25 protein-coding genes, 1 pseudogene and 1 riboswitch are annotated in these 26,381 nt (G+C 37.3%); of the genes and pseudogenes, 20 read left to right on the top strand and 6 right to left on the bottom strand.

The window, feature by feature from the left end:
- Positions 1-32 precede the first annotated feature (32 nt).
- The 6 genes from cesR (at position 33) to LMOATCC19117_RS12365 (ending at position 5,032) form a co-directional block, all read left to right on the top strand.
- Entirely contained in the window at positions 33-728 is a 696-nt protein-coding gene (gene cesR / locus LMOATCC19117_RS12390) for a response regulator CesR (RefSeq protein WP_003725607.1), read from the top strand.
- Positions 718-1,860, top strand: coding sequence for a histidine kinase CesK (gene cesK / locus LMOATCC19117_RS12385; protein ID WP_003725606.1), 1,143 nt, complete (start codon positions 718-720; stop codon positions 1,858-1,860). Before cesR ends, cesK begins: the two co-directional genes overlap by 11 nt.
- Before the next feature lie 78 nt (positions 1,861-1,938).
- Positions 1,939-2,127: a hypothetical protein gene (locus LMOATCC19117_RS12380; RefSeq protein ID WP_003725605.1), complete on the top strand. Its 189-nt coding sequence runs from the start codon at positions 1,939-1,941 to the stop codon at positions 2,125-2,127.
- Between the two features lie 108 nt (positions 2,128-2,235).
- Positions 2,236-2,354, top strand: a riboswitch (SAM riboswitch).
- A gap of 89 nt (positions 2,355-2,443) precedes the next feature.
- Positions 2,444-3,466, top strand: coding sequence for a methionine ABC transporter ATP-binding protein (locus LMOATCC19117_RS12375; RefSeq protein ID WP_003725604.1), 1,023 nt, complete (start codon positions 2,444-2,446; stop codon positions 3,464-3,466).
- The gene (locus tag LMOATCC19117_RS12370) at positions 3,463-4,137 is read left to right on the top strand and encodes a methionine ABC transporter permease (protein WP_003725603.1); all 675 of its coding nucleotides are present in this window, start codon (positions 3,463-3,465) and stop codon (positions 4,135-4,137) included. Before LMOATCC19117_RS12375 ends, LMOATCC19117_RS12370 begins: the two co-directional genes overlap by 4 nt.
- A 64-nt stretch (positions 4,138-4,201) precedes the next feature.
- Entirely contained in the window at positions 4,202-5,032 is an 831-nt protein-coding gene (locus tag LMOATCC19117_RS12365; RefSeq protein WP_003725602.1) for a MetQ/NlpA family ABC transporter substrate-binding protein, read from the top strand.
- Positions 5,033-5,073: 41 nt separating this feature from the next.
- Here the strand turns inward: LMOATCC19117_RS12365 and LMOATCC19117_RS12360 are convergent, their stop codons facing one another.
- On the bottom strand, positions 5,074-6,150 hold the full coding sequence (locus tag LMOATCC19117_RS12360; RefSeq protein WP_003727944.1) for a hypothetical protein: 1,077 nt from the start codon (positions 6,148-6,150) through the stop codon (positions 5,074-5,076).
- A gap of 339 nt (positions 6,151-6,489) precedes the next feature.
- Here LMOATCC19117_RS12360 and sufC point away from each other — a divergent pair, with 339 nt between their 5' ends.
- The 8 genes from sufC (at position 6,490) to LMOATCC19117_RS12320 (ending at position 16,535) form a co-directional block, all read left to right on the top strand.
- Positions 6,490-7,275 (top strand): Fe-S cluster assembly ATPase SufC, encoded by a 786-nt coding sequence (gene sufC / locus LMOATCC19117_RS12355; protein ID WP_003722442.1) that lies wholly within the window; start codon positions 6,490-6,492, stop codon positions 7,273-7,275.
- Positions 7,276-7,293: 18 nt separating this feature from the next.
- Positions 7,294-8,595 (top strand): Fe-S cluster assembly protein SufD, encoded by a 1,302-nt coding sequence (gene sufD / locus LMOATCC19117_RS12350; RefSeq protein WP_003739683.1) that lies wholly within the window; start codon positions 7,294-7,296, stop codon positions 8,593-8,595.
- Positions 8,596-9,822 carry a cysteine desulfurase gene (locus LMOATCC19117_RS12345; protein ID WP_014929118.1) on the top strand — a complete coding sequence of 409 codons (1,227 nt, stop codon included), beginning with the start codon at positions 8,596-8,598 and terminating at the stop codon, positions 9,820-9,822.
- On the top strand, positions 9,819-10,262 hold the full coding sequence (gene sufU, locus LMOATCC19117_RS12340; RefSeq protein ID WP_003722439.1) for a Fe-S cluster assembly sulfur transfer protein SufU: 444 nt from the start codon (positions 9,819-9,821) through the stop codon (positions 10,260-10,262). Before LMOATCC19117_RS12345 ends, sufU begins: the two co-directional genes overlap by 4 nt.
- Before the next feature lie 22 nt (positions 10,263-10,284).
- Complete coding sequence (sufB, locus tag LMOATCC19117_RS12335) at positions 10,285-11,679, top strand: Fe-S cluster assembly protein SufB (RefSeq protein WP_003722438.1); 1,395 nt, start codon at positions 10,285-10,287, stop codon at positions 11,677-11,679.
- A 292-nt stretch (positions 11,680-11,971) separates the two neighbouring features.
- Positions 11,972-15,160 carry an SIR2 family protein gene (locus LMOATCC19117_RS12330; protein ID WP_003734737.1) on the top strand — a complete coding sequence of 1,063 codons (3,189 nt, stop codon included), beginning with the start codon at positions 11,972-11,974 and terminating at the stop codon, positions 15,158-15,160.
- 75 nt (positions 15,161-15,235) lie between these two features.
- Positions 15,236-15,550: a DUF5713 family protein gene (locus LMOATCC19117_RS12325; protein ID WP_003734738.1), complete on the top strand. Its 315-nt coding sequence runs from the start codon at positions 15,236-15,238 to the stop codon at positions 15,548-15,550.
- A gap of 142 nt (positions 15,551-15,692) precedes the next feature.
- On the top strand, positions 15,693-16,535 hold the full coding sequence (locus tag LMOATCC19117_RS12320; RefSeq protein WP_003734739.1) for a DUF72 domain-containing protein: 843 nt from the start codon (positions 15,693-15,695) through the stop codon (positions 16,533-16,535).
- A 32-nt stretch (positions 16,536-16,567) separates the two neighbouring features.
- Here the strand turns inward: LMOATCC19117_RS12320 and LMOATCC19117_RS12315 are convergent, their stop codons facing one another.
- Positions 16,568-16,933: a DUF1634 domain-containing protein gene (locus LMOATCC19117_RS12315; RefSeq protein WP_003722429.1), complete on the bottom strand. Its 366-nt coding sequence runs from the start codon at positions 16,931-16,933 to the stop codon at positions 16,568-16,570.
- The gene (locus tag LMOATCC19117_RS12310) at positions 16,934-17,773 is read right to left on the bottom strand and encodes a sulfite exporter TauE/SafE family protein (protein ID WP_003727947.1); all 840 of its coding nucleotides are present in this window, start codon (positions 17,771-17,773) and stop codon (positions 16,934-16,936) included.
- A 135-nt stretch (positions 17,774-17,908) separates the two neighbouring features.
- On the opposite strand from LMOATCC19117_RS12310, the gene LMOATCC19117_RS12305 reads away from it, so the two are divergent.
- From LMOATCC19117_RS12305 to LMOATCC19117_RS12285, 5 genes are read left to right on the top strand one after another with little or no spacing between them, the layout of a single operon-like run.
- On the top strand, positions 17,909-19,297 hold the full coding sequence (locus tag LMOATCC19117_RS12305; protein ID WP_003734740.1) for a bifunctional metallophosphatase/5'-nucleotidase: 1,389 nt from the start codon (positions 17,909-17,911) through the stop codon (positions 19,295-19,297).
- A complete protein-coding gene (locus LMOATCC19117_RS12300) occupies positions 19,294-19,569 on the top strand; it encodes a YutD family protein (RefSeq protein ID WP_003722426.1) in 276 nt (91 codons plus the stop codon). Before LMOATCC19117_RS12305 ends, LMOATCC19117_RS12300 begins: the two co-directional genes overlap by 4 nt.
- Positions 19,570-19,588: 19 nt before the next feature.
- Positions 19,589-20,356, top strand: a complete 768-nt coding sequence (locus LMOATCC19117_RS12295; protein WP_003725595.1) for a TIGR01457 family HAD-type hydrolase — start codon at positions 19,589-19,591, stop codon at positions 20,354-20,356.
- A 48-nt stretch (positions 20,357-20,404) separates the two neighbouring features.
- Positions 20,405-20,848 (top strand): GNAT family N-acetyltransferase, encoded by a 444-nt coding sequence (locus tag LMOATCC19117_RS12290; protein ID WP_003734741.1) that lies wholly within the window; start codon positions 20,405-20,407, stop codon positions 20,846-20,848.
- A 35-nt stretch (positions 20,849-20,883) separates the two neighbouring features.
- Positions 20,884-22,194, top strand: coding sequence for a hemolysin family protein (locus tag LMOATCC19117_RS12285; RefSeq protein WP_003725593.1), 1,311 nt, complete (start codon positions 20,884-20,886; stop codon positions 22,192-22,194).
- Positions 22,195-22,218: 24 nt separating this feature from the next.
- Here LMOATCC19117_RS12285 and LMOATCC19117_RS12280 read toward each other — a convergent pair whose 3' ends face one another.
- The 3 genes and pseudogenes from LMOATCC19117_RS12280 to LMOATCC19117_RS12270 all read right to left on the bottom strand — a co-directional run bounded on the left by LMOATCC19117_RS12280 (position 22,219) and on the right by LMOATCC19117_RS12270 (position 25,831).
- Entirely contained in the window at positions 22,219-22,719 is a 501-nt protein-coding gene (locus tag LMOATCC19117_RS12280) for a phosphatidylglycerophosphatase A (protein WP_003725592.1), read from the bottom strand.
- Positions 22,720-22,831: 112 nt separating this feature from the next.
- Entirely contained in the window at positions 22,832-23,068 is a 237-nt protein-coding gene (locus tag LMOATCC19117_RS12275; RefSeq protein WP_003725591.1) for a NifU family protein, read from the bottom strand.
- 172 nt (positions 23,069-23,240) lie between these two features.
- Positions 23,241-25,831 (bottom strand): annotated as a pseudogene (locus LMOATCC19117_RS12270) (MucBP domain-containing protein).
- Between the two features lie 402 nt (positions 25,832-26,233).
- Between LMOATCC19117_RS12270 and LMOATCC19117_RS15030 the strand changes: the two are divergent.
- Positions 26,234-26,365: a hypothetical protein gene (locus tag LMOATCC19117_RS15030; RefSeq protein WP_003733669.1), complete on the top strand. Its 132-nt coding sequence runs from the start codon at positions 26,234-26,236 to the stop codon at positions 26,363-26,365.
- Positions 26,366-26,381 lie beyond the last annotated feature (16 nt).

The following is a 26,381-nucleotide window of genomic DNA, read 5'->3' as shown; positions in this document are numbered from 1 at the left end:
AGGTAGAAATAAGACTGGAAAGGACAATGAGTATGACAACTTCTATTTTAATTGCTGATGATGACAAAGAAATTGTTGATTTAGTAAAATTATATTTACAAAATGAAGGATATACGATTTATCAAGCTTATGATGGTGCGGAAGTATGGCGTTTAGTTCAAGAAAAACAGCCAACTTTAGTGATATTAGATATTATGATGCCTGAAATGAACGGCTTAGAAGTATGCCGATTAATGAGAGATAATGGGATTTTGACTCCCATCCTAATGCTTAGTGCCAAGGCTGAAGACAACGACAAAATCATGGGTCTTTTAACAGGTGCGGACGATTATATGGTCAAGCCATTCAATCCATTAGAGCTTTCTGTACGCGTGAAAGCTATTCTAAGAAGAATGCAGCAAATGAGTCAAGCAGAGCCTGTTAGTCAAGATAAAGTCATCATTGGGCCGATAGTAGTTGACCGTGGCCTTCACGTTGTAACTGTTAGTGGCAAAGAACTTCATTTGACGACTTCTGAGTTTGATATTCTATTTTTACTAGCGAGTGAGCCAGGGCGCGTTTTTAGTTCAGAATATATTTTTGAGAAGATTTGGCAAGAAAAGGCCCTTGGAGCGAGTAAGACAGTAATGGTCCATATTAGTAATTTGCGTGATAAGTTACGCGAGGCTATGGGTGGAGAAAATGTGATTAAGACTATTTGGGGAGTAGGGTACAAAATTGAAATCTAAACTGGAACTGTTGTTTACGAAAATTAGCCATGTGATGAATGTTTGGCAGGCGACTTTTTTTGCAGCTGTTTCTTGGATTTTGGCGTTGATTACCATCCAAACTATTTATTTATGGAGCATTTCCATTCGGGATGATTCTTTGTTTTTACGGGAAGTGTCACAAGCTATTGTTCAATTATTTGGAACGAATAAATATACGCGAATCATGCAATCTTTTTGGATGATGTCGCTAAAATTTCTGATTATCTTTTTAATAGCTTGTCTATTCTTTGCTTTTTTCTATCGTTTGATGCGTCAAAGAATTTTGAAAAAACAACTGCGTACGATTAATTTTGCGCTTAACGACGGGAAGCCAGTTGACACAGAAAGTTTTGTGCCGGAAATTCAAGAACTGGAACGTAACATCGAAAATATGCGGGAACGGCAGAAAAAATTAATGCAGCAGGAAGAACAGGCCCAGCAAGCCAGAAATGATTTGATTACGAATGTTTCGCATGATTTGCGAACACCACTTACATCCATTTTAGGCTATTTAAGTTATATACATGAAGACCGTTATCGCGATGAAATTGAGCTGCGTTATTACACCGAGCTTGTGTACGGGAAAGCGCGTCACTTGCACAAACTTATTGATGATTTGTTTTCTTATACAAGGCTCGATAGCGTGGATTACCAACTAAAGAAAGATGAGTTAGACATTATTGAGTTGCTACGGCAATTAGTGGCGGAGTACGACGGGCGAGCTGCAGAACGAAATATGCAGATTGTCGAACATTTTGATGCTAACAAACTAATTATTGGCGGTGATGGCAACCAAATCATGCGCTTATTTGAGAATTTATTTTCGAATGCCCTTAGATACGGAGAAGGCAACAAACAAATTGATGTTAGTGCTAAGAAAGAAGATAATATGGCTGTTGTGCGCGTAACGAATTATGGTGAAGAAATTCCTAATGTCGATTTACCTTACTTGTTCGAGCGCTTTTACAAAGTAGATAAAAATCGGACGACGACTGGAACCGGATTAGGCCTTGCGATTGCTAAATCTATTGTTGAAAAACATGGCGGAATTGTTACTGCCGAAAGCAAAAAACGCCAAACCAGTTTTATCGTTAAACTGCCACTAATTTAATCTTTAACAATTCTTAAAAGTTTCTTTCCGCGTGATTTATGTTCTTTCTGTAGAATATAAATCACGGAGGAGAGGAAAATGAAAAAACATATTGTTTTAATTGTTGTTGCTTGTATTACGGTTATTGCGGTATTTATGTACATAGTTCAAATTAATAATAGCGAACTCAAATATCAAAATAGGGCCCAAATTAAAATAGCCTCTCAAATGGCTAGTCAGAATGAACAGACAGATAATAGTATTATTAGTGAAATAACTTACAAATAAATTAACATAAGTGAGAAAGTTATTGACAAAGTCTACTAGACAAGGTAATATGAAAAAACAAGAAACGTCACTATAGTCACAAATGAAGTGATTTAATAATATGTAGAAATCTTATCCAGAGTGGTGGAGGGAAATGCCCTGTGAAACCCAGCAACCTAAACAATAATTCATTATGTGTTTAAGGTGCTAAGTCATGCAGAACAACTAATTGTTCTGAAAGATGAGAAGGAAGTTAGTCCATTTGAAAAAATGCTGCCTTTCTGCTCATCAGCAGAAAGGTTTTTTTGTATATCAGAATGTAGAAAAGGTGATAGAGATGATTACGTTACAAAACGTTGTAAAAGAATACACGTCCAGAAACAATAAAGTTCTCGCAGTCGACCATGTCGATTTAGAAATTGAACAAGGCGAGATTTTTGGAGTAGTTGGATATTCTGGAGCTGGTAAAAGTACGCTAATCCGGATGTTTAACGGACTGGAACTACCGAGTGCCGGGACGGTGGAAGTAGACAATTTACTTATTAGCCAGATTCGCGGTAGTAAGCTTAGAAAAGCTCGTCAGCAAATTGGAATGATTTTTCAACATTTTAATTTATTATGGTCACGTACAGTGGCAGAAAATATCGCGTTTCCACTAGAAATTGCAGGTGTACGAGGTGAAAAAAGACGTTTTCGAGTAAATGAACTCATCCGCCTTGTTGGCTTGGAAGGAAAAGAAAATGCCTATCCATCTGAGCTAAGCGGCGGTCAAAAGCAGCGTGTCGGTATCGCAAGAGCGCTGGCGAACAACCCAAAAGTATTGCTTTGTGATGAAGCAACTTCCGCACTAGATCCACAAACTACCGATGAAGTTTTAGAACTCCTCCTAGATATTAACAAACGCCTCCATTTAACTATCATCGTTATCACCCATGAAATGCACGTTATCCGGAAAATATGTAATCGCGTCGCAGTAATGGAAAACGGAAAAGTTGTTGAACTCGGTGATGTTTTAGATGTTTTCCGTCATCCACAAGAAAAAGTAACACAGCGCTTCGTCCGCCAAGTAACCGATTCAGACGAAACAGAAGAATTAATCCATCTATTACTCGATAATTATGCAGAAGGAAAAATTGTTAAATTACTCTTTATGAGCGAAAATGCAACTCAACCAGTCATTTCTCAAGTAGCAAAAGAAAATGATGTTATGCTAAATGTTCTCCACGGGAACTTAACGCAAACGCAAAATGGCGCATACGGAACGCTTTATGTACAAGTTTTAGGTACAGAAGATGCGATAAATGCGAGTCTAACACAGCTACGTCAACTTAAAGTAGAAACGGAAGTGTTAGAACGATGACGAAATTACAAGAATTATTTCCAAATGTTGATTTTCAAATGATGTGGGTCGCAACACAAGAAACATTATACATGACGCTTGTTTCATTATTTGCGGTTTTTTTACTCGGGATTGTGTTAGGATTATTACTATTTTTAACTAACAATAAAAAACATGCCGGAGCGCGCATTCTTTACTGGATTACAGCCATTTTAGTCAATGTGTTCCGCTCGATTCCTTTTATTATTTTAATTGTATTACTATTACCGATGACAAAATCGCTTGTCGGAACTGTAATTGGGCCGAAAGCGGCACTTCCAGCTTTGATTATCTCTGCTGCTCCGTTTTATGGTCGGATGGTAGAAATTGCCTTTCGTGAAGTGGACAAAGGAGTTATCGAAGCAGCCAAATCTATGGGCGCGAACATGTTTACCATTATTGGTAAAGTGCTCATCCCAGAAGCCTTACCAGCGATTATTTCCGGTATCACAGTGACAGCAATTTCGCTCGTTGGTTTTACCGCGATGGCTGGTGTCATTGGCGCAGGCGGTCTTGGGAATACTGCCTATCTTGAAGGGTTCCAACGTGGACAACCTGATGTAACAGTACTTGCGACAATTATTATCTTAATTATCGTCTTTATTTTCCAGTTTATCGGCGACTTCTTAACAAAACGAACCGACAAACGCTAACCAATGTATATGAAGAAATTTATATAAAAAAACGCGGAATCCCCGCAAAAAAGGAGAGAATTTCATGAAAAAGGTTCTTGGTTTCATTTTCACATTAAGTTTAGTTTTAGTACTTACAGCTTGCGGTGGCTCCTCAGATAAAGCTTCATCTAGTAAAGACGATAACCAATTGGTAGTGGGTGCGTCCAATACACCACATGCCCAAATCTTAGAACAAGCAAAACCAATTTTAAAAGATAAAGGGATTGACTTGAAAATTGTTAAATATACAGATTACGTTATGCCTAACAAAGCGCTAGAAGAAGGCGATTTAGATGCTAACTACTTCCAACATAAACCATATCTTGAACTAGAAGAAAAAGAAAAAGGCTACAAATTTGCTGATGTTGGCGCGATTCACATCGAACCAATGGGTATCTACTCTAAAAAAGTTAAAGACATTAAAGATCTAAAAGACGGCGCGCAAGTTTTACTTTCTAACTCAAAATCTGATTGGCCGCGTGTTATTGGTATTTTTGTGGATAACGGACTATTAACGCTGAAAGATGGCGTGAAACCACAGGATGCAACTTTTGATGATATTAAAGACAATCCGAAAAACTTGAAATTCAAATACGATTTTGATCCAGCTTACTTGATGACTGCCTACAATAACGAAGAAGGCGACGTTGTAGCGATTAACTCTAACTTTGTTGTAGATCAAGGCTTAAACCCTTCTAAAGACGCTATTGCAATCGAAAGTAAAGACTCTCCTTATGCGAATATCGTTGTAACAACAGAAAAGAAAAAAGATGATAAAAACATTAAAGAGCTAGTAAAAGTACTTCATTCAAAAGAAATTCAAGATTACATTACGAAAGAATGGGACGGCGCTGTTGTTCCAGTGGATAAATAAAATGAAAAAATCCTTTTACCGTTTCGGTAAAAGGATTTTTTTTATTGAGCGCTACTTAAATATAATTTCAGTCCATCGGAAATGGCTTTATCCAATTCTTTTTTGGATACAATTTCTTTTCCTTCTGGCATTGGAGGAACTTTTTCGTAGTCTAGCATATCAATCGTTGTTGTGAAGTCCATTAAGTCTTTTGTTTTGGTATCTTCAAAATTAGTAGTGATAATCGCTTTACTAAATCCTTTTTTGCTGTCAGGAGTTAATGTTAATTTGAAATCTAATGTTTGTGCTTTGTTTTCTGTTAGAGCTTTTAAGGATGATTGGATACTTTTTTGAGCATTGTTCCATTTTTTCTTTGCTGCTTTTTGAGTGCTACCGTCAATTTCTCCAATAAGTGCTACAACACTTCCGTTATCATCAAGTTTGGTGATAACGGAATTAACTAAATCGCTAATCTCGTTTTTAGATAATTTTAGGACGATGTCACCATTATCTTTTGAAGTGAAGTGTTGGTCATCTAGGTCGTTTAGATAACTATAAATCGCAATGCCGGCAGTTTCTTCCATTTTTTTCAATACTTTTGCTTGGCGGTCTACAGTTTCTGTATCAATTGTTTGATTGGAAAAATTTTGAATTGTTTCGAATAGGTTTAAATACTTCGACTCCAAGTCTTTGTTTTGATCTAGTACCTGGTTGAAAATTCTAGCTGCTGAATCCGGTAATAAACTGGAGATGCTATCAGAAGCGTCGTAGAAATCAGATACAGGAATATAAGCTTTTCCGTCATCGCTGTTTTGAAGTGCATGTATTGTTAAATCAAGTGGTTTTTTTCCTTTCCAGTGAATAGAAGATGCGCTGTAGGAAGATGCGGAATCACTATCAACAGAAATTTTATATTGGATGTTCGATTTTTTAAGTTGATTTAAGTCGATTTCAGGACCAAGTTTTTTTATGTAACTTTCTGAGAGGTTATTTACTTGGAATGTCACATTTGTTGTATATTGTCGGTTTTCAGCTGTTTTTTGCAAGGCGGCAGTGAAGTCAGATTTAGGGGAGCTACACCCGGATAACGTGGCTAAAAGCAATACAAAGATGGTCGCAGCCATTATTGCTTTCTTCATATTTTAAATTCTCCTTCAATAAGTAATCGTTTATTACAAAAAAGTTATTATGTTGCAATTTTGTTACGTTACAACAATACCATATATAAATAAGATATACAATCCCTTTTTTAGGATGAAAAATCCCTTTCATTTATTGGTATGACACGTTGTATTTTTTTAGGGACGGATTCTCAAATAAAATAGAAACAGTGATAATGCTAGAAAACTGGTAAAAAACCTTTATTAATAGTAGAATGAAGGGGAGAATGCGAAGAATACTGGTTTTTATAGTTGTAATCAGATTAGAATTATACTAAACTAGGATTATGCAAATTTTACACTAGGGAGGACTTTTTTATGGCAACTTTAAAGATTCAAGATTTACATGTTGAAATAGAAGGAAAAGAAATTTTGAAGGGTGTTAACCTGGAAATTTCAACTGGCGAAATCCACGCTATCATGGGACCGAACGGAACAGGTAAATCTACGTTGTCCTCAGCTATTATGGGGCATCCAAAATATGAAGTAACACAAGGAACAATCACGCTTGACGGGGAAGATGTACTCGAAATGGAAGTAGACGAACGCGCTCGTGCTGGTCTTTTCTTAGCGATGCAATATCCAAGTGAGATTAGTGGTGTTACAAACGCTGAATTCATTCGTGCAGCAATCAATAGCCGCCGCGAAGAAGGCGACGAAATTCCAGTAATGCAATTCATCCGCAAACTAGATGCCAAAATGGATATTTTAGATATGGACGAAGAAATGGCGGAACGTTATTTAAATGAAGGATTTTCAGGCGGAGAGAAAAAACGTAATGAAATCTTGCAATTATTAATGATCGAGCCAAAATTAGCGATTTTAGATGAAATTGACTCTGGTCTTGATATCGATGCGCTTAAAGTTGTCTCTAAAGGTGTAAATGAAATGCGCGGCGAAGGATTCGGTTGCTTAATCATTACCCATTACCAACGTTTACTGAACTACATCACACCAGATTTTGTTCACGTAATGATGCAAGGTAAAGTAGTAAAAGAAGGCGGACCTGAACTTGCGAAACGTTTAGAAGCAGAAGGTTATGACTGGATTAAACAAGAGCTTGGTATCGAACTTGAGGAAGAAGAAGCAGTAGACCAACAATAAGGAAGTGAGGTTAAAATCATGGCAGAAAATATGACGATTAAAGATGATTTTATCCACGCTTTTTCAAGTAATGCGAATGAACCGGATTGGTTTTTAGATATCCGTCGCAATGCTTTTAAAGCCTACGGGGAACTGGACTTGCCTTTTGTGGATAAAACAAAAATTACTCGCTGGAATTTCACAAAGTTTGAGACGTTTATACCTTTTAAAGAAGGCGTAACGAATGAAACTCTACCGGAAAAAGTAGCGAATTTAGTTGATTTAGATAATAAAGAAGCCAATTTTTACGTTCAAATGGATGAAAGACCTGCGAGACTTCAGTTGCAACAAGAACTAGTTGACCAAGGCGTTATTTTCACAGATATTATTTCGGCTGTGAAAAACCATCCTGAACTTGTGAAGAAATATTTCATGAAAGATGCAGTTCAAGTGAATGAACACAAACTGACTGCTTTTCATGCGGCGCTTGTGAACGGTGGGATTTTCCTTTATGTTCCTAAAAATGTCGAAGTGAAAGCACCAATTCAAGCTGTTTTCGTACAAGATAAAGCGGAATCTCCACTTGTTAATCACGTGTTGCTTGTGGCGGATGATAATAGCGCAGTCACTTATGTGGAAAACTACGTAACGGTAGATAACGCACCTAAAGGGATTGTTAGCATTGTGGAAGAAGTAATCGCTGAGAAAAATGCGCGCATTACTTTTGGCGGTGTAGACAATCTTGCAAGTGATGTTACGACATATGTGAACCGTCGTGGACACATTGGAACAGATAGCCAAATTGAATGGGCGCTTGGCCTGATGAATGATGGCGATACTATCAACGAGAACGTAACAAACCTAATGGGAGACGGCTCTTCTGCTGATGTGAAAACGGTGACTGTTGGACGCGGTAAGCAAACGCAAAACGTGACAACGCGCGTGACGCATTACGGTAAAGCTTCTAATGGTACGATTTTATCCCATGGTGTTATGAAAGAAAGAGCGACAACTATTTTTAACGGAATTGGTCACATTAAACATGGCGCTTCTAAGTCAGATGCACAACAAGAATCACGTGTACTGATGCTTAGTCCTGAAGCACGCGGTGATGCGAACCCAATTTTATTAATTGATGAAAATGACGTAGTAGCAGGGCATGCGGCTTCTGTTGGACGCGTTGATCCACTACAATTATTCTATTTGATGAGTCGCGGGATTTCTCAAAAAGAAGCAGAAAGATTAGTTATTCATGGCTTCTTAGACCCTGTTGTTCGTCAGTTACCAATCGAAAGTGTGAAAACGATGCTTCGTGAAGTAATCGAAGGGAAAGTGCGCTAAATGATTGATATCCAAAAAATTCGGGCGGATTTTCCAATTTTAGCTCAAGAAATAAATGAAAAACCGCTAGCTTATTTAGATAATGCTGCCACTTCACAAAAGCCGAAACAAGTTATTGAAGCTTTAACACATTACTATGAGTTTGATAATGCGAACGTTCACCGCGGTGTGCATACACTTGCAGCAAGAGCGACGGATGCTTATGAATCAGCTCGAGGTAAAGTAGCCAAGTTTATTCATGCGCGTGAAGTAGCAGAAATTATTTTCACAAGAGGTACTACTTCAACGATTAATTTAGTTGTAGATAGTTACGCGGAAGCAAATATTGAAGCTGGCGATGAGATTGTTATTTCTTATCTAGAGCATCATTCCAATTTGATTCCGTGGCAACAACTAGCTAAACGCAAGGGCGCGGTTTTGAAATATATCGAACTAGAAGAAGATGGCACGATTTCTGTGGAACAAGCGAAAAAAACGATTGGTGAAAAAACGAAAATCGTTGCATTAGCTCATGTTTCTAATGTACTCGGGACTATCACGCCAATGAAAGAAATCGCAGCAATTGCTCATCAATTTGGAGCAGTCATTCTCGTTGACGGTGCGCAAGCTGTGCCTCACATGGAAGTTGATGTAGTTGATTTAGATGCTGACTTTTATGCTTTTTCAGGGCACAAAATGATGGCTCCTACTGGCATTGGCGCCTTGTATGGCAAACGTGAATTGCTTGATGCGATGGAACCTACCGAATTTGGCGGAGAAATGATTGATTTTGTTGAATTATACGATTCGACTTGGAAAGAACTGCCGTGGAAATTTGAAGCCGGAACACCGATTATTGGCGGAGCGATTGCGCTAGGTGCGGCGATTGATTACTTGGCAGAAGTCGGACTCGCAAATATTCACGCACATGAACAAGCATTAGCCAGCTACGCGATAGAAGAAATGAGCAAAATCGAAGGCATTACCATTTATGGACCAAAAGACGCGAGTAAACGATGTGGCTTAGTGACTTTCAATTTAGAAGGCGCACATCCACACGATATTGCGACTATTTTGGACGAAGACGGAATTGCGATTCGAGCTGGTCATCACTGTGCGCAACCGTTGATGAAGTGGCTTGACGTTTCTTCCACAGCTCGCGCAAGCTTTTATATTTATAATACAAAAGAAGAAATTGATGCGCTTATAGATGGCCTCAAGTTAACAAAGGAGTATTTTGGATTATGACAAGCCGGAAATTAGATCAGCTTTATAGACAAGTCATTATGGATCACTATAAAAATCCGCGCAATAATGGAGAGCTCCCAGATAGCGATGTAACAATCGACCTCAACAACCCAACATGCGGTGATCAAATTCATCTTCATTTAAAAATGGATGGTGATAAAATCGTTGCGGCAAAATTCACTGGTAGCGGTTGTTCGATTTCGATGGCCTCTGCTTCAATGATGACGCAAAGCATTATTGGGAAAACCGAGAAAGAGGCACTAAAAATGTCACGTGAATTTTCAGAAATGGTGCAAGGTCATGACCATGAAACGATTGATGAATACGGCGACGTTGAGGCACTTGCCGGAGTTGCGAAATTCCCAGCAAGAATCAAATGTGCAACCCTTTCTTGGAAAGCAATGGAGAGAGCGATTTTTGAAAAAGAAGGAACAAAATAAGTAGCGAAAAGGAGGATACGACATGACTGAAATTCCAGAAATTGGCGAATACCAATATGGATTCCATGACAAAGATACCTCTGTGTTCCGTACAGAACGCGGATTAACAGAAAAAGTAGTAAGAGAAATTTCGAATATTAAAGAAGAACCAGAATGGATGCTTGAATTCCGTTTGAAGTCTTTGGAGCAATTTTATAAAATGCCAATGCCGACTTGGGGTGGCGACTTGTCAGAACTGAAGTTTGAAGACATCACTTACTACGTGAAACCGTCTGAACAAACAGTGCGCTCTTGGGATGAAGTTCCTGAAGAAATTAAACGTACTTTTGATAAATTAGGTATTCCTGAAGCCGAACAAAAATATTTGGCTGGGGCATCTGCGCAGTATGAATCCGAAGTAGTTTATCACAATATGAAGCAAGACCTAGAAGATTTAGGGATTGTCTTCAAAGATACAGATTCCGCGTTAAAAGAAAACGAAGATATTTTCAAAGAATATTTCGCAAAAGTAATTCCACCAAGCGACAACAAATTCGCTGCGCTAAACTCGGCTGTTTGGTCAGGTGGTTCATTCATCTACGTACCACCAGGTATCAAAGTAGATACGCCACTTCAAGCCTATTTCCGCATTAACTCGGAAAACATGGGTCAATTTGAGCGGACACTAATTATTGTGGACGAAAATGCCAGCGTAAACTACGTGGAAGGCTGTACTGCTCCCGTTTATACTACGAATTCCCTTCACTCTGCTGTCGTGGAAATCATTGTAAAACCAGGCGCTTACTGTCGTTACACAACCATCCAAAACTGGGCAAATAACGTTTACAATCTAGTAACGAAACGTACTTTCTGTGAAGAAAATGCGACAATGGAATGGATTGATGGCAACATTGGTTCGAAATTAACAATGAAATACCCAGCTGTACATTTACGAGGCGAAGGAGCACGTGGAACGACCCTTTCTATCGCGATTGCTGGTAAAGGCCAACGTCAAGACGCTGGAGCAAAAATGATGCACTATGCGCCGAATACGTCCTCTACGATTGTGTCGAAGTCGATCTCGAAACAAGGCGGAAACGTAACGTATCGCGGAATTGTTCATTTTGGTCGTAATGCAGACGGCGCACGTTCGAATATCGAATGTGATACGCTGATTATGGATAACCTGTCCACATCGGACACAATCCCGTACAACGAAATCCTAAACAGCAACATCTCATTAGAACACGAAGCCAAAGTTTCCAAAGTATCTGAGGAACAACTTTTCTATCTAATGAGCCGTGGTTTAAGCGAAGAAGAAGCAACAGAAATGATTGTTATGGGCTTCATTGAACCATTTACGAAAGAATTACCAATGGAATATGCCGTTGAGATGAACCGTTTGATTAAGTTTGAAATGGAAGGCTCGATTGGTTAAATGTTAAAAAAGTCTCTAAGTACTGATAAAAAAGTACTTAGAGACTTTTTTGTTTGCTGAAAACAAATTGGATACCATGTCAAAAATTGACTTAATTCATAGTTTTTTTATAGTTTATTTTACTTTTTTAGGGCAACCGTGATATCTTTATTACAGAGATTTTGAAGTGTCAGAGTGAACCTAAGGAGGCTTGTTGTCAAGGCAAATCGGCTTTATTAAGATTTATGAGATGAGTTATTTGAAATAAATAAAAATAGTATATAGATAGAGTCTTATAAGATGGGAGATAATTATGGTTCAATATTATACAGATAAAGAATTTACAGACTTGACACATACACTTGCAAAGGCAGTAAAGGATTTTAATCTAGTTGTTTTCGTAGGAGCAGGAACTTCTTTATCACAAGGATATCCAAATTGGAATGGTTATATTGAGAAGCTAATTCATTTCTGGCAGTTCAATATTCAACATGTTGCTGGCGGGAAAGTTACAGTGACAAATGAGTTGCTTTCGCAATTTGATGAAATCTTGAATTCAAATACTACACCAAAAAGAAAAATTGATTTATTGCACACTTTGTTACAGGATATTTTGGAAGAAGACTTTAAAGAGGTAAAGCTTAATTTTGAAGAGTATTTTTTCAAAGATGTTGTACCAGATTACATAGAAAATAGTGTGTTAGTTGAAATGATAAAATTAGATCCAATCTTTATCACTTCGAATTATGATTTTGAAATTGAAAGACATTTGAAGGTTTCAAAACAAAAAGGAGCATTCAAACCAATAAATAATATTCGTGAGTTTGTAGAATCAAATAATAAGTTACGTTCAGGCGATGTTTTACATTTACATGGAACCACTCAGGGAAATTGGGATTTTTTTGTCAATTCATCAGTTGATTATTCTCGACAGTATTTAAAAGAGTCAAGCGACTTCAATAGTTTAAGTAAATGGTTTCAAGAAAGAAATCCAGTTGTTCTATTTATTGGAAGTAGTATGGAAGAAGAGGAAATTTTATCTCTACTTCCAGCCACTACTAAAAATTTCGCACTGATGAAAGCAAATTCAAATGAGACACGTAGTTTTAGAAAAATCTACAATAAGACATATCAAAATAACAATAATACAACTATTTTTTGGTACGGAGATAGCTATGATGATTTACCTGGAAAAGTATCTGAAATTGTAAAGGCTATCGAAAATGAATTAGAAATTCCACAAAGCATTGATGATTGGAATATACTCCATTCAGTATCTACTAAGGATAAAATATATAAGGAAATTCTTGAAAAGCATATAGAAGATAAGAGATTTTTATTTGATATTTTTAAAGCAGAAGATCCTAATTTAGAAAAAAAGATTTTAAAGAATACATTTAGCAGTCATATTTTATTAGATAAAATTAGTGATATTAGTAGTTTTTGGACAATGATTGATAAAAATTTTGAAACTTTAGATGAAGAACAAGTTCGATCGATTATTAGCATTTTCCAAAAGCAGAGCTTGAGCGTTTATTGGAAGGAAATCTTTAAAGTTTTTGAGAAATTAAAAGAATCAGAACCTATCGGACAAGATGATATAAATAAAATGAGAAGAAATCTTTCCCAAGAGCAAGAAATTATTGAAACAGCTTTCTCTAGTGATGCTGATTTAATGGGTTATTGGTTAATTGAACAACTTCAAAAGGAAACTTCAAATCGTAGTAGTATTTTTTATGATGATGAGATACTTTCAATTAATTTGAAATCTGAAATGATTCCATTAATTGTTAAACTAATGACGGATGAAACTAGATATATTTATTGGTCTTTTAAAGAAATTATCTCTGATGAGCTGATAAGAATTATATATGTATCTCTTCTGAATGACAAAATGTTGTTGGATAATAAGTCAATATTAGATAATTGTCCTGACTTATTACTAGAATCTCATCCTTTCCAAAGAATTTTAGTAAGTATTGATAATGAGGTTGGATTGAATGATTCTATTAAAAATAAGTTGATAACTAAAATTGATTTTTCCAATACTACCTTTGGAAGCGAGCTAAACCTTTTTTCAAGAAAACACAAAGATGAGATTGAAGAATTAGGGATAGAAATTTCAAGAGATTATCAAGATATGATTTTTGGAGTTGAGTCTGGTTTTGTACATCAGAAATCATTTATTGATATTAATCAGATTCTTAGTGAAGATATGGATGCTATTTTGGAAATTTTATTACCCAAACAAGATGAGCTTAGTTCAAAAAGAGAAGACTTTTTTTCTGAAAGCACATATCAAGAAACATCTAATTTTTTATTAAGCTTGTTGAATAAAAATGATGAAGTATCAAAAAAAGTAAAACAGATAATTCTTGAAAAAGGATTACTTTTGTATCCAATATATGACAAACTTTTCGTTGAGATTTTAGTAAATAATACCTATTGTACTGAATTAAGAAATGAATCTCTGAATATCTTCTTAGAGAAGTTCAGTTTGAAGAGTTTTAGTTGGGAAGAGAAGAAATTTTTCGAAGCATTAATTGATAAAGAAGAATTTGAGAACCTAGCTTTTGAAAAGCTACTAAAAGTAAATGTTAATGAGTTGAACTATGATTATGTTTTTGTAGATAAAACAAGACCAGAATTACTAGAAGTCAATGATTTTATTAACACGGAACTAGGAAGATATTTAGAGATACTAATAAAATTGAATAAAAAAGAGTACTCTAGGCGGAGTGAAATTAAAAATATTATATCTCAAGTAAATTCAAAACCATTTAAAGAATTTTCACAAGGTGCTTTATCATTAGTGAACAGTTCTGTAGACTTAGAAGAAATTACTATTAATACCTTCCAAGGCTATTCTTATGTTGTTCGTGGATTTCAAGAAAAAAGTTTGGAAAAATTTAAATCTGTAGGTCAAGAGTTATTAAAAAAAGGGCTTGTAAATGACTTGAATAAAGATAATCTATTTATTCTCTCTCTATCCATGATAAATCCGAGGGAGGAAGAAATGGAGATTAATTGGAGTGAAATTAATTTTTCAAGGATTTTTGATATCATTCTTCAAAATGAACTTGAGTTCGCTTTTGAGTCACAATGGATTGAAAATATAATTTTAAAGGATGAAGATGGACAATATGGGGTGAGTATCTTATATTCTATCAAAAGAGAGCAAGCTTTAATAGATAAGTCAAAAAAGCTTGTTAATATATTCGAAAAAGAAATTAGTAATTATAGTGGGGAAATAAAAGTTGATTTGTTACCGCATGCTATTAAAAAACAAGACAATCCACAAAAAAAGGATTTATTGATTAGATTCTTCTTTATATTACTAGATAATGCTAAACTTGCTCAGAGTTATTTTGGAAGTGGGATGTTAGCAGATTTAATGATGCACTTGAATTCTAGTTTACAGAAAAAACTTGCCAAACATCCTAAGTTATCGACTATTCTATCACCATTAGAAATTGAAAATTTGAAAAGAGAGATTGAATAAGGGACAAATCTGGCTTGTATTTTTATAAATGAAGTGATATATTGGTTCCAACAACTTAGCAAAGGACTGATAATTATGACAGAAATTAAATATTTAGAGGGAATGTATCAAGATCCATTCTTTCCACCGTTTCTAGTAGATAAAATTAAGCAATGTATTTTAGATACGGTTCAATTTTTAGAACAAGGGAATCATGATACAGAAGCGATTCAAGCTAAATTTGATGAAATGACATTAGCAATTAATGCATTGCAAGATGAGTTTTATGAAAATGAGAGTGAATTAGAAACAGGCGCAAGGGATTCGATTGCTGAAACAATCATCCCGATTTTAGCTCATTATAAGATAGATATCGATATTGAAGAATTACTTAGAGAGCGCGAGTGGTAATATATGATAAAGACTTCAACTGTTAGACAGTTGAAGTTTTTGTTTTGTTTCGAAGTAAAAGTGAGGACCAAATTAAAGGCTTCTCCCTCCTTTTTGCGTTATAATAAACATAAATCAAAAACGATAGAGAGGGTGGCAGTTGATGGTAACAATCGGGTTAACTGGGTGGAGTGATCATGATTCTTTATTACAAACAAAAAAATTAACATTGGCTGATTATGCGGCACATTTTCCTGTGGTGGAGGTTGATACGAGTTTTTATGCGATTCCTTCTCCGCGAACAACGGCAAACTGGGCGGCACAAACTCCGGATGAATTTCATTTTGTGATTAAAGCATTTTCGGCGATGACGAAACATAAGGAATGGTCGCAGTATTTTGATAGTGAAAATGCGATGTACACGGCTTATATGGATATGATTGCGCCGATAAGTGAAACGGGAAAACTACAGGCAATTTTATTTCAATTTCCGCCGTATTTTAATTGTACGAAAGAAAATGTGACTTATTTAAAATATATTGCATCAAAAATGGGCGATTTGCCAGTAGCGGTTGAATTTCGCCATAATTCTTGGTATAACGAGCAAAACACCGAGAAAACACTGGAGTTGCTGCGAGAATTAGGTTTTATTCATACAGTCGTTGATGAACCGCAAGTTGGTTCTGGGAGCGTGCCGATTGTGCTTCGTGAGACGAATAGTGATATGACATTAGTGCGGCTTCACGGCCGGAATCAGTATGGTTGGATGAAAGCTAGCAGTCCGGAATGGCGCGAAGTTCGGACACTTTACCGTTATAATGAGGAAGAAATTAACGAATGGGCAAAATATGTGGAACATTTACAAAAGTTGTCCAAAGAAGTTGTCGTGATTTTTAATAATAACAGCGGCGGGGATGCGGCTGATAATGCGAAACATTTACAAAAGGCGTTACAAGTAGAGTTTCAAGGCTTGGCTCCGATGCAAATGGATTTGTTTTCAGAATAAAAAAAGATGGCGCGTAAGCAGCGCCATCTTTTTTATGCTTTTATTCCAATTAAAAAGCTAATAACTAAAATAATTAATACAATCCCAGTTATTCCAACGTACAAATAATCTTTTTCCTTCAAAAAAGTAAATAACGATACAACAACACGAAGGACTGGCGTTAAAATTAAGCAAAAGAGACCAAACATCATAATCGCATATGGTTTAAGCGTCCCTAGCCCACTGAAAATCGCCGTAAGCGAAGTCGGATAAGTTTCCCCAGGATAGCCACTTTCACCGGTGATAAATAGCATAACAAGGCCGAAAACAATAATAATCGCACTGAGGACAACACCGATTCTTAGCAACGCGCTAACAATTAGCTCGACACGGTACATTTCTTCTTTTTTCTCTGCCATTTAGATCCACCCCAATCCTTCTAAAATCATTTGGAAGGCAACATATAAAATGACGGGAATAAAAATAATCCGAATAACTTTGCTTTTTAAACGTTGCATAATGCGTGTTCCAAGTGTTGCACCGACAAGTACGCCAATCGCAACTGGAGCTGCAATCGCAGGCTGGATGTCGCCTTGGAAAAGGTACACGGTTGCACTGGCAGCCGCAGTTACGCCCATCATTAAATTACTCGTTGCGCTACTTACTTTTAGCGGCATTTTCATAAAGACATCAAGTGCCATTACTTTAAATGCGCCACTACCGATTCCAAGTAAGCCACTAGCGATTCCGGCGCCGTACATCACACCAAAACCAGCAGGGACGTTTGCCACTTGATAATCAACTGTCTGCCGTAAAGATTTATCGTAATATGAATCATGTAAGTTTAGTTTGGTTGCGAGTGGGTCTGGTTTCACATTGGTAGGAAATTCTGTACCGACCTTTTTAATCATGTTGAAAGCAGAATAAAGAAGTAAAAGTCCGAAGATGATGTAGAGTGCCGTGGCCGAGAGCAGTCCGCTGACGAAAGCCCCAGTGATTGCACCAATTGTTGTGGCAATTTCGAGAAACATCCCGACACGAAGGTTCGTAATGCCGTCTTTGATATAAGCAATTGCGGAGCCACTACTTGTAGCGATAACGGAAATAATACTTGCACCAATCGCATATTGAATATCAATCCCGAAAATAAGTGTCAAGGCAGGCGTCACGATAATTCCGCCACCAAGCCCGAGCAAAGAGCCTACTACCCCTGCAAAAACAGAGATTAGAAGAATTTCGACTGTTTGCGTAATATCCAAAAAAATCACTTCCCTTTAAAACAATATATCCTATCATAACATAAAATGAAAAGGGAACAATTCATCCAGTCCTAGTGCGTGTAAAAAAAGCTGTTTTACGCTACAATAGTTATAAGTAGGGAGTGAGATGGATAGATGAAACATTTAACTTTATGGCATACAAATGATGTTCATAGTCACTTGGAACATTGGCCACGCATTTTTAATTTCTTAAAAGAGAAAAGAACTGCTGCAGATAAAGAAAATCAGTCGGCGCTCTTTTTTGATATTGGTGATTTTTTGGACCGGGTCCATCCGCTTACTGAAGGAACGAACGGGCTTGCGAATACGGACTTACTTAACCAACTGCCGTATGATGCGGTGACTTTTGGTAATAATGAAGGAACGACTTTGGCCCATGAAGACTTGGATAAATTATATGAACATGCGGCCTTCCCAGTAGTTTGCTGTAATTTTTATGCGAATAAAGAGTGTACAAAGCAGTCGGACTGGGTGAAATCGATTGTTTATAAAGAAGTAGAACAAGTGAAAATTGCTATTATCGGTGCAACGGCGCCGTTTCGGGAATATTACGAGGCAATGGGCTGGGGAGTAGAAGAACCAATGAGCGCGATTAAAAAGCAAATTGCTGGCTTAGACGCGAATACAGATGTAGTTATTTTACTGAGTCACCTTGGCTTGCCGACAGATGAAAGAATTGCTTTAGAATTACCAGAAATTGATATTATATTAGGTGGGCATACCCATCATTTACTTGAAAATGGAAAAATAGAAGGAAATGCATTACTGGCTGCTGCCGGAAGATGGGGCGAGCATGTAGGGAAAGTTACTATCGAGCTAGATGAAAATAATCAGATTATCTCTAAAAAAGCAGTAACTTTCGCAACCGAAAAACTTCCAATCCCACCAAATGAAACGGCAGAAATTCAAGCTTTCTTCGATAAAGGACGCGAGGAATTATCTGAAAAAGTAGTTGCGATTCCCGGAAAGTTAGCGCATAATTGGTTTGATGACTCGGAAATTGCGCACATTTTGAATGAAGCGGTTTGTGAATGGACTGGGGCAGAAACATTTGTGATGAACGCAGGCATTTTTATGACAGACTTTGAAGCAGGGATTGTGACGGAATTTGATATCCACCAAATGTTACCTCATCCGCTCAACGCGATTGCTTTAACGATGTCTGGTGAGGAGCTTGAAATACTTATTGACGGAATCTACCGAAAGAAAGCTGAACTGCAAGATATTCCGCTTCGAGGTTTTGGTTTCCGAGGCGAGTATTTTGGCACCGTTTTGATGGACAGAGCTGGTTTTGATGCGGAAAATCAAGTGGCACTTTTTGATAATAAACCGATTGATAAAACGCGGGAATACCGGATTGCGACGCATGATACGTTTGTGTTCGCACCATTTTTCCCGATAGTAAAGCAAATTAAACGAAAAGAAGTATATACACCGGAGTTACTCCGAGATATTTTAAAATGGAAACTTAAAAAAATGTACGGACAGGAGGAAGACAAGTGACGATTACGATTCAAGATTTAAACTACGAGATTATCACCAATTATCGCGACGCTTTTGACGAGGAGAAGTTAAATGAACGGTTTAGCGATATTCTTGGGCGATATGATTATATAGTAGGTGACTGGGGTTACGATCAACTCCGTCTCAAAGGCTTTTTTGAAGACGATAACCGCAAAGCCGCATACGACAACAAAATTAGCACGTTAAAAGAATATATTTACGAATACTGCAATTTCGGTTGTGCGTATTTTGTTATTAAAAAAGTAAAATAGTAAAAGAGGTAATTAGGAATTGAAGAATTATAAAGCGTATTTAATTGATTTAGATGGCACGATGTATCGCGGGGCAGAAGTTATTCCTGAGGCGATCATTTTTATCGAAAACTTAAAACGTGCGGGAATTCCGTATTTATTTGTAACAAACAATTCAACAAAAACACCTGGGCAAGTAGCAGAACATTTAACTGACATGGGGATTCAAGCTGTAAGTGAGGATGTTTTCACGACGTCACAAGCAACCGTGCAATTTATGATAGAACAAAAACGCGAAAAATCGGTTTATGTTATCGGTGAACGTGGAATAAAACAAGAACTAACAGATAATGGATTTGAAATAACTTCTAGTAATCCAGCTTTTGTTGTCGTTGGGCTTGACCGGGAAGTCAATTATGAGAAATTTTCAAAAGCAGCGCTTGCGGTTCGCGGTGGAGCGATGTTTATTTCGACGAATGGCGATGCGGCAATTCCGACAGAGCGTGGTTTGCTTCCGGGAAATGGTTCCATCACATCTGTCGTTTCCGTAGCCACAGAAACAGCGCCAGTTTTTATTGGGAAGCCTGAATCCATTATTATGGAGCAAGCACTCGCAAAACTCGGTGTCCATAAAGACGAGGCAATCATGGTGGGTGACAACTACGAAACCGATATTATGGCGGGCATCAATTATGGCATGGATACGTTAATCGTACACACTGGCTTTACATCAAAAGAAGCATTATTAACGAAAGAAATCCAACCTACATACGCTGTAACCAAACTAACTGATTGGAAATTTAACTAGAAGAGCGGAATTTTTCTGCTCTTTTTTTAATAAATAGGAGGTTAGAAAATGGTCTCAATTCAAAAGTTAACGAAAGACAATTTTCACGAAACAGCAAAATTAGAAGTGCATCCACACCAAAAAACATTTGTCGCAGAAAACTGGTATTCCATTATCGAAGCAAGTTTTGAAGAAACGTATCATTCGCTTGTAATATACGCGGATAATATGCCGGTTGGCTACGCAATGTATGGAATGGATACAGATGATGGTGAGTTTTGGTTGGTACGATTTATGACTGGGAAAGAGCATCAAGGTAAGGGCTACGGCGGAGATGCGCTAGAACAAATTATCGAGATGGTGAAAAATCTACCAGAAAAACCAGCACGTCTGCGTCTATCTTACGAACCAGATAATACGGTAGCAGAGAAATTTTATGCAAAATATGGATTTGAAAAAACGGGGGAGATCATCGACGGCGAGGCAGTGGCCGACTTGTGGTTCAAACGTTAAAATCGGGTATAGAATGGGGATAAGGAGGATGCTAAATGGACATTTTTAATGATTTCTTTGTGATATTTTTAATTGCAGCGACTGCCTTTTTCGTGGCAAGTGAATTTGCCATTGTCGCAATCCGGAAACCTACTGTCCTGCAACTAGTAGCCTCAGAGGACCCGCGAGCGAAATATGTAAAAAAAGTTACTTCGAATATGAATGATTATTTGGCTGCCTGTCAGTTAGGTAATACACTTGCCGCACTTGCTATGGGGTGGGTTGGTGAAGCAACAATGCGTGGCTGGTTGGAGCCGTTATTTTTAATGTTACCTGTACCAGAATCCGTTGAAAAGCCGATTTCGATTTTTGTTTCGTTTATTTTAATTACATTCTTAAATGTGGTACTCGGGGAACTTGCTCCGAAAACATTTACAATTCAAAGCACAGAAAAAGTAGCTCTGTTTATCGCGCGCCCGCTTGTGTATTGGTATCGCCTGACTTTTCCACTCAATTGGCTTTTAAATAACTCGGCGAATTTAATCACGCGGATGTTTGGGGTAAAACAAACAGTTGATGCGGACCAAATGACACCGACCGAACTGAAGATTATTTTTGAAGATAGCTATAGGCAAGGACTTTTGAATCCACAAGAGTTTCGTTATATGAAAAATATTTTCAAACTCGGGGACGTGCCAGCGAAAGAAGTAATGATACCGCGAATGTCAATGATTGCGATTGACCAAACGGCGACCGTAAGAGATTTACTGAAATTAACTTCTGAACATACATATCATATTTTTCCAGTTACGGAAGATGAAGATAAAGATCATATTATCGGAATGCTACGAGTCAGTGCGGTTATGGCTGGACTTGGAAAAGATGAAACGATTGTGACGCAATCTATTCAACCATTTATTACACCTGTTTTAGAAGTGTTTGAAGGCATGATTTTGGAAGAGTTACTTGTGAAAATGCAGCAAGAAAGTGAGCCGTTTGTCGTTCTCACGGATGAATACGGCGGGACTTCGGGGATTGTGACGCTAGAAGATGTCATGGAAGTAATTGTTGGTGATATGGAAGAAGCAAAAGGTCCGAAAGGGATTCGAAAAGTAGCTTTGAATCATTATATTATTGAAGGATCTGAGCCGCTTCTTGAAGTCGAGGAAGCACTGGGGGTCCCAATTGAAGGGCCGGGTGTTCATACGTTATCGGGATGGATGTTACTCGAACGTTTTGACTTAGAAGCTGGTGATGAGATTGAACATGAGGGATACCGCTTTATCGTTCGTTCAATGAATAAAAACTCGATTCGGCAAGTAGAAGTAAAATTAGGGAAAGAAAAACCAGTAAAATTGGAGGAATAAGCCTCTTGTTTTACTGGTTTTTGTTTAATTAACGATGTCGTCGTGATAACTATGCGCAAGCCGACTTGCAGCGGCCGCAGCGATAGCGCCAACAATATCATCGAGAAATGTGTGAACGGCGATACCATCGTGTTCATTTAATTTTGCAAGAATACCTGGTTTTACTTTATCGATATAACCGTAATTGGTAAATCCAATAGATCCGTACACATTGACGATGGAGAGCGCAAGTATCTCGTCGACGCCGTACAGCCCCTCATCAGCGCTAATGATATTTTGTAGTGGTTGGACGAGTTCTCCTTTTTCAGCCATCACATCAAGCTGTATGCCTGTTAAAACAGCATTTTGGACTTCTCGCTTACGAAGAACATGCTCCACATTTTGACGGCAAATATCTAATTCCAATCCAGGGTGATATTTTTGCTGTAAAAATAATACAAGTTCTGCGATATCATCAATTTCTACGCCCCGTTCGATGAGCCAACTGCGTGCTTTTGATTCTAAGGCACTTTGTTTTTCTACCATTTTTTCTTACCTCCTTCTAACTGTATGTATATTGTATGATAGACGTTTACAGGATTTCTAAACCTTTTTATACAAAAATAGCGACCGATTGTTTGGTCGCTAAAATATTTGTTTAAAAAACCTGAACAACTTCTTTAAAGCCGATAATTTTTTCTGCTAAAGTTAATTCGATACCCATTTTTAAAGTCATATCAGAACTGGGGCAAGTCTCGCATGCACCAAGTAGTTTAATTTTTACGACACCGTCTTGTGTGACTTCGATAAGTTCATAGTCCCCGCCATCACGAACTAAAAACGGACGGAACTTTTTTAAAGCTTTATCAACTTCGGCGTAGCTAATTTCTTCCATAGGATATAGTTCTCCTTTCGTGAGGCATTGTTATATTTTCTATTATAACAGGATATGGGGAAATTTAAAGAAATTAAATTGGGTTTTCTGAGGTTGGAAGTAGTGCAATATGAAGTAATTACCAAACAAAAACTCTCTTATCCAATTGATAAGAGAGTTTTAGCTATTTATTTTAGCTGTTTTTCTTAGAGATAGAGTAAATTCCTAAGAGAACGAAACATGTACCAATTAATCCAAACAATATACTATCTTGTTGATTATCACCAGTTTTCGGTAATTTTGTTTGTTTTTTGATTCTAGTTACTTTGCTTGCTGTTGGTTTGTTTTCGCTGATTTTAATAGGTGTTTTGTTTTTATCCTCTTTTTTAGGATTGTCTTCTTGTTTAGCATATACAAAGGTGACTGTTTGAGCATCAGTTGTAAATACGCCATTAGCGTTGGCTGGTGTGGCTGTTAGCTTCCAACCACTCAAGTTTTTAGCTGTTGCCGCGTAAGATGTATCTAGCTTACCGTTCATGTATCTGGAGTAGCTAATTCGTTGCCGTCCGCGTCGACGTATTTCACGGTAACAGGAGCGCCATCCGCTTTTTCATACACATAAGTGACCGTTTGGTTAGCGTTTGTGAATACGCCCGTTGCGTTGGCAGGAGTCGTTTTGACTGTCCAACCAGAAAGACTTTTAGCGGTAGTTTGATAAGGAGCATCAATTTTGCCGTTCAGTGTGTCGGAAGTAGCTAATTCGTTGCCATCCGCGTCGACATATTTCACGGTAACAGGAGCGCCGTCTGCTTTTTCATAGACATAAGTGACCGTTTGGTTAGCGTTTGTGAATACACCAGTTGCGTTGGCAGGAGTCGTTTTGACTGCCCAACCAGAAAGACTTTTAGGGTTAGTTTGATAAGGAGCATCAATTTTGCCGTTCAGTGTGTCGGAAGTAGCTAATTCGTTGCCATCCACGTCGACATATTTCACGGTAACAGGAGCGCCGTCCGCTTTTTCGTACACATAAGTGACCGTTTGGTTAGCGTTTGTGAATACGCCCGTTGCGTTGGTTGGAGTCGTTTTGACTGCCCAACCAGAAAGACTTTTAGCGGTAGTTTGATAAGTAGCATCAATTTTGCCGTTCAGTGTGTCGGAAGTAGCTAATTCGTTGCCATCCGCGTCGACATATTTCACGGTAACGGGAGCGCCGTCCGCTTTTTCATAGACATAAGTGACCGTTTGGTTAGCGTTTGTGAATACGCCCGTTGCGTTGGTTGGAGTCGTTTTGACCGTCCAACCAGTGATGCTTTTGGCTGTAGATTGATAAGGAGCATCAATTTTGCCGTTCAGTGTGTCGGAAGTAGCTAATTCGTTGCCATCCACGTCGACATATTTCACGGTAACAGGAGCGCCGTCCGCTTTTTCGTAAACGTAAGTGACTGTTGCATCACTATCGCCAAATTGTCCTGAAGGCTGGCCTTCAATTTCTTTTAATGTGTAGTTAGTAATTGTTTTTTCTATTGTTTGATAATTTTCTCCGGATTTACCAGAAATTGTTTCACTTGGAGCTAATTCATCGCCATTTTCATCTTTGTAAAATACGTTTACTGTTGAATCGGATTGTGCAGATACATTAATTGGTTGCGATACTTTAATAGAATAACTAAGTGGTACTCCTTTAGTGGAGGTAGCTGTGAATGTTGCTTTATAAGTAACAGTCTTATTTCCAACTGGTAAGTTAGTAAAAGAAACGGTTTTATTATCGGTAGATACTGTTCCGCCATCAGAAATGCTAGAAACAGGCATTTTTTCGCCATCAATATCTAAAGTAGGGTTATTTGAAATAGCTGTTCCACCTTCTTTGATATTAATAGTTGGAAGTGTGATAGTTTGGTTGTTAACTTGTAAACCTTTATAATCTCCAACGACATCCATGCCTTCAAAAAAGTCTTTTAAATTACTCAAATCAGTAATGTTATTATTATCAGCATAGGCTATAGTTAATCCTCTTAGTGTATTTAAAGAATCAATGGAAGTTAGGTTGTTATTGTTTAAATAAAGGACTTTAAGTTCTTTCATTGTAGCAATTGGAGCTATATTAGTGAACTTATTGTAACTTAGATTTAAGTTTGTAATATGATCATTTGCAGTTAATGATGATAAGTCGGTAATGTTATTCCAAGTTACATCTAAACTTTCGAGTGATTTAAGGTTTGTAAATTTTTTAAATTCTTCATTATCAATTTGGTGATATGCTGGATTTAACCAAGCATACGAGTTATAAGAAAATGATTTTAAATTATCTTTTTCAAGTAAGGGGGTGAAATCAGTAATATAATCCCCACCTAATTCTAGTTCTTCGAGTGCGGGCATTTCACCAAGGGCTTTAATATCATTTAAACCTGTAGTAACACCAACAATTTTCTTCAGATTAGGTAAATCTTTTATTTGATTTAAATTTTTAATTTCTGTTTGGTTTGAAAAATATAATTTGGTCATATTAACTGCTTTTTCGAGTCCGGTTAAATCACTAATTAAACCAGTGACAGCATAACCAGGTACTCCATTCATATAAGAGATATCAGCGACACTAATGGTTTCAAGATTTGCTTCAGTCAATTCGGTTAAGAATGGATTTCCTACGATGCTCTTAAGACCTTCGTTTAAATACGGATCTGGTATATTTACTACATCAGTTGATGCTGCCCGAACATTACTAAAAGGTAAAAATACGGTTGTCATTAAAAATAAAACTAACATTATTTTGATTGCTTTTTGCATATGTTTAATTTCCTCCTTGTTTTTTGAAATGTATTCGTAATTATTTATTCGTTAAAATTAACTATTTCAACAACAAAATTAATTGATTAAAGTAGTATTTCCAACCGAATACATTTCTAAGCAAGGTTATAATATCATGAGGAATCTTTATTAAGCATGATTTTTTTGATGGGATTTACTTAAAATAGAGTGAGGTTCAAGGTTTCGACATAATTGTTTTTAGTACTGTTTTACGATGGGAATGTGTTGATGGAGCTAGGTTTTTCTTCAATAGACAGACGTTAAAAGTATGTAGATGGATATATATAACATATAAATCGGGCAATGATTTTATATTATTCTGAAAGTATTGAAAAGTATTTGTTTGGAGGATATATTTTTCGGGAAGAATTACATGCTCGCATGCATATTTGGCCCGTAACTCGCTTTGCTTCGAACGGGCCAAACAAAAACACGTTCCTAAGGCTCAGAAAGGAACGTGCTCTTTCAACTGGTAAGGTTGAAAGACAATTGGGTTGCGCGCCCAATTGTTAAAGGGAGTGTTACTTAT

The sequence above is a fragment of the Listeria monocytogenes ATCC 19117 genome (assembly GCF_000307025.1).
In the GTDB taxonomy this organism is placed as follows: domain Bacteria; phylum Bacillota; class Bacilli; order Lactobacillales; family Listeriaceae; genus Listeria; species Listeria monocytogenes_B.
The sequence above is the reverse complement of the archived record's forward strand: the minus strand, read 5'-3'. Positions and strand labels throughout refer to the sequence as shown.

Bases quoted from the DNA above. Each gene is read 5' to 3' on its own strand.
- cesR (WP_003725607.1), top strand. From the start codon at position 33: ATGACAACTTCTATTTTAATTGCTGATGATGACAAAGAAATTGTTGAT.
- LMOATCC19117_RS12380 (WP_003725605.1), top strand. From the start codon at position 1,939: ATGAAAAAACATATTGTTTTAATTGTTGTTGCTTGTATTACGGTTATT.
- LMOATCC19117_RS12375 (WP_003725604.1), top strand. From the start codon at position 2,444: ATGATTACGTTACAAAACGTTGTAAAAGAATACACGTCCAGAAACAAT.
- LMOATCC19117_RS12370 (WP_003725603.1), top strand. From the start codon at position 3,463: ATGACGAAATTACAAGAATTATTTCCAAATGTTGATTTTCAAATGATG.
- LMOATCC19117_RS12365 (WP_003725602.1), top strand. From the start codon at position 4,202: ATGAAAAAGGTTCTTGGTTTCATTTTCACATTAAGTTTAGTTTTAGTA.
- LMOATCC19117_RS12360 (WP_003727944.1), bottom strand. From the start codon at position 6,150: ATGAAGAAAGCAATAATGGCTGCGACCATCTTTGTATTGCTTTTAGCC.
- sufC (WP_003722442.1), top strand. From the start codon at position 6,490: ATGGCAACTTTAAAGATTCAAGATTTACATGTTGAAATAGAAGGAAAA.
- sufD (WP_003739683.1), top strand. From the start codon at position 7,294: ATGGCAGAAAATATGACGATTAAAGATGATTTTATCCACGCTTTTTCA.
- LMOATCC19117_RS12345 (WP_014929118.1), top strand. From the start codon at position 8,596: ATGATTGATATCCAAAAAATTCGGGCGGATTTTCCAATTTTAGCTCAA.
- sufU (WP_003722439.1), top strand. From the start codon at position 9,819: ATGACAAGCCGGAAATTAGATCAGCTTTATAGACAAGTCATTATGGAT.
- sufB (WP_003722438.1), top strand. From the start codon at position 10,285: ATGACTGAAATTCCAGAAATTGGCGAATACCAATATGGATTCCATGAC.
- LMOATCC19117_RS12330 (WP_003734737.1), top strand. From the start codon at position 11,972: ATGGTTCAATATTATACAGATAAAGAATTTACAGACTTGACACATACA.
- LMOATCC19117_RS12325 (WP_003734738.1), top strand. From the start codon at position 15,236: ATGACAGAAATTAAATATTTAGAGGGAATGTATCAAGATCCATTCTTT.
- LMOATCC19117_RS12320 (WP_003734739.1), top strand. From the start codon at position 15,693: ATGGTAACAATCGGGTTAACTGGGTGGAGTGATCATGATTCTTTATTA.
- LMOATCC19117_RS12315 (WP_003722429.1), bottom strand. From the start codon at position 16,933: ATGGCAGAGAAAAAAGAAGAAATGTACCGTGTCGAGCTAATTGTTAGC.
- LMOATCC19117_RS12305 (WP_003734740.1), top strand. From the start codon at position 17,909: ATGAAACATTTAACTTTATGGCATACAAATGATGTTCATAGTCACTTG.
- LMOATCC19117_RS12290 (WP_003734741.1), top strand. From the start codon at position 20,405: ATGGTCTCAATTCAAAAGTTAACGAAAGACAATTTTCACGAAACAGCA.
- LMOATCC19117_RS12285 (WP_003725593.1), top strand. From the start codon at position 20,884: ATGGACATTTTTAATGATTTCTTTGTGATATTTTTAATTGCAGCGACT.
- LMOATCC19117_RS12280 (WP_003725592.1), bottom strand. From the start codon at position 22,719: ATGGTAGAAAAACAAAGTGCCTTAGAATCAAAAGCACGCAGTTGGCTC.
- LMOATCC19117_RS12275 (WP_003725591.1), bottom strand. From the start codon at position 23,068: ATGGAAGAAATTAGCTACGCCGAAGTTGATAAAGCTTTAAAAAAGTTC.
- LMOATCC19117_RS15030 (WP_003733669.1), top strand. From the start codon at position 26,234: ATGCATATTTGGCCCGTAACTCGCTTTGCTTCGAACGGGCCAAACAAA.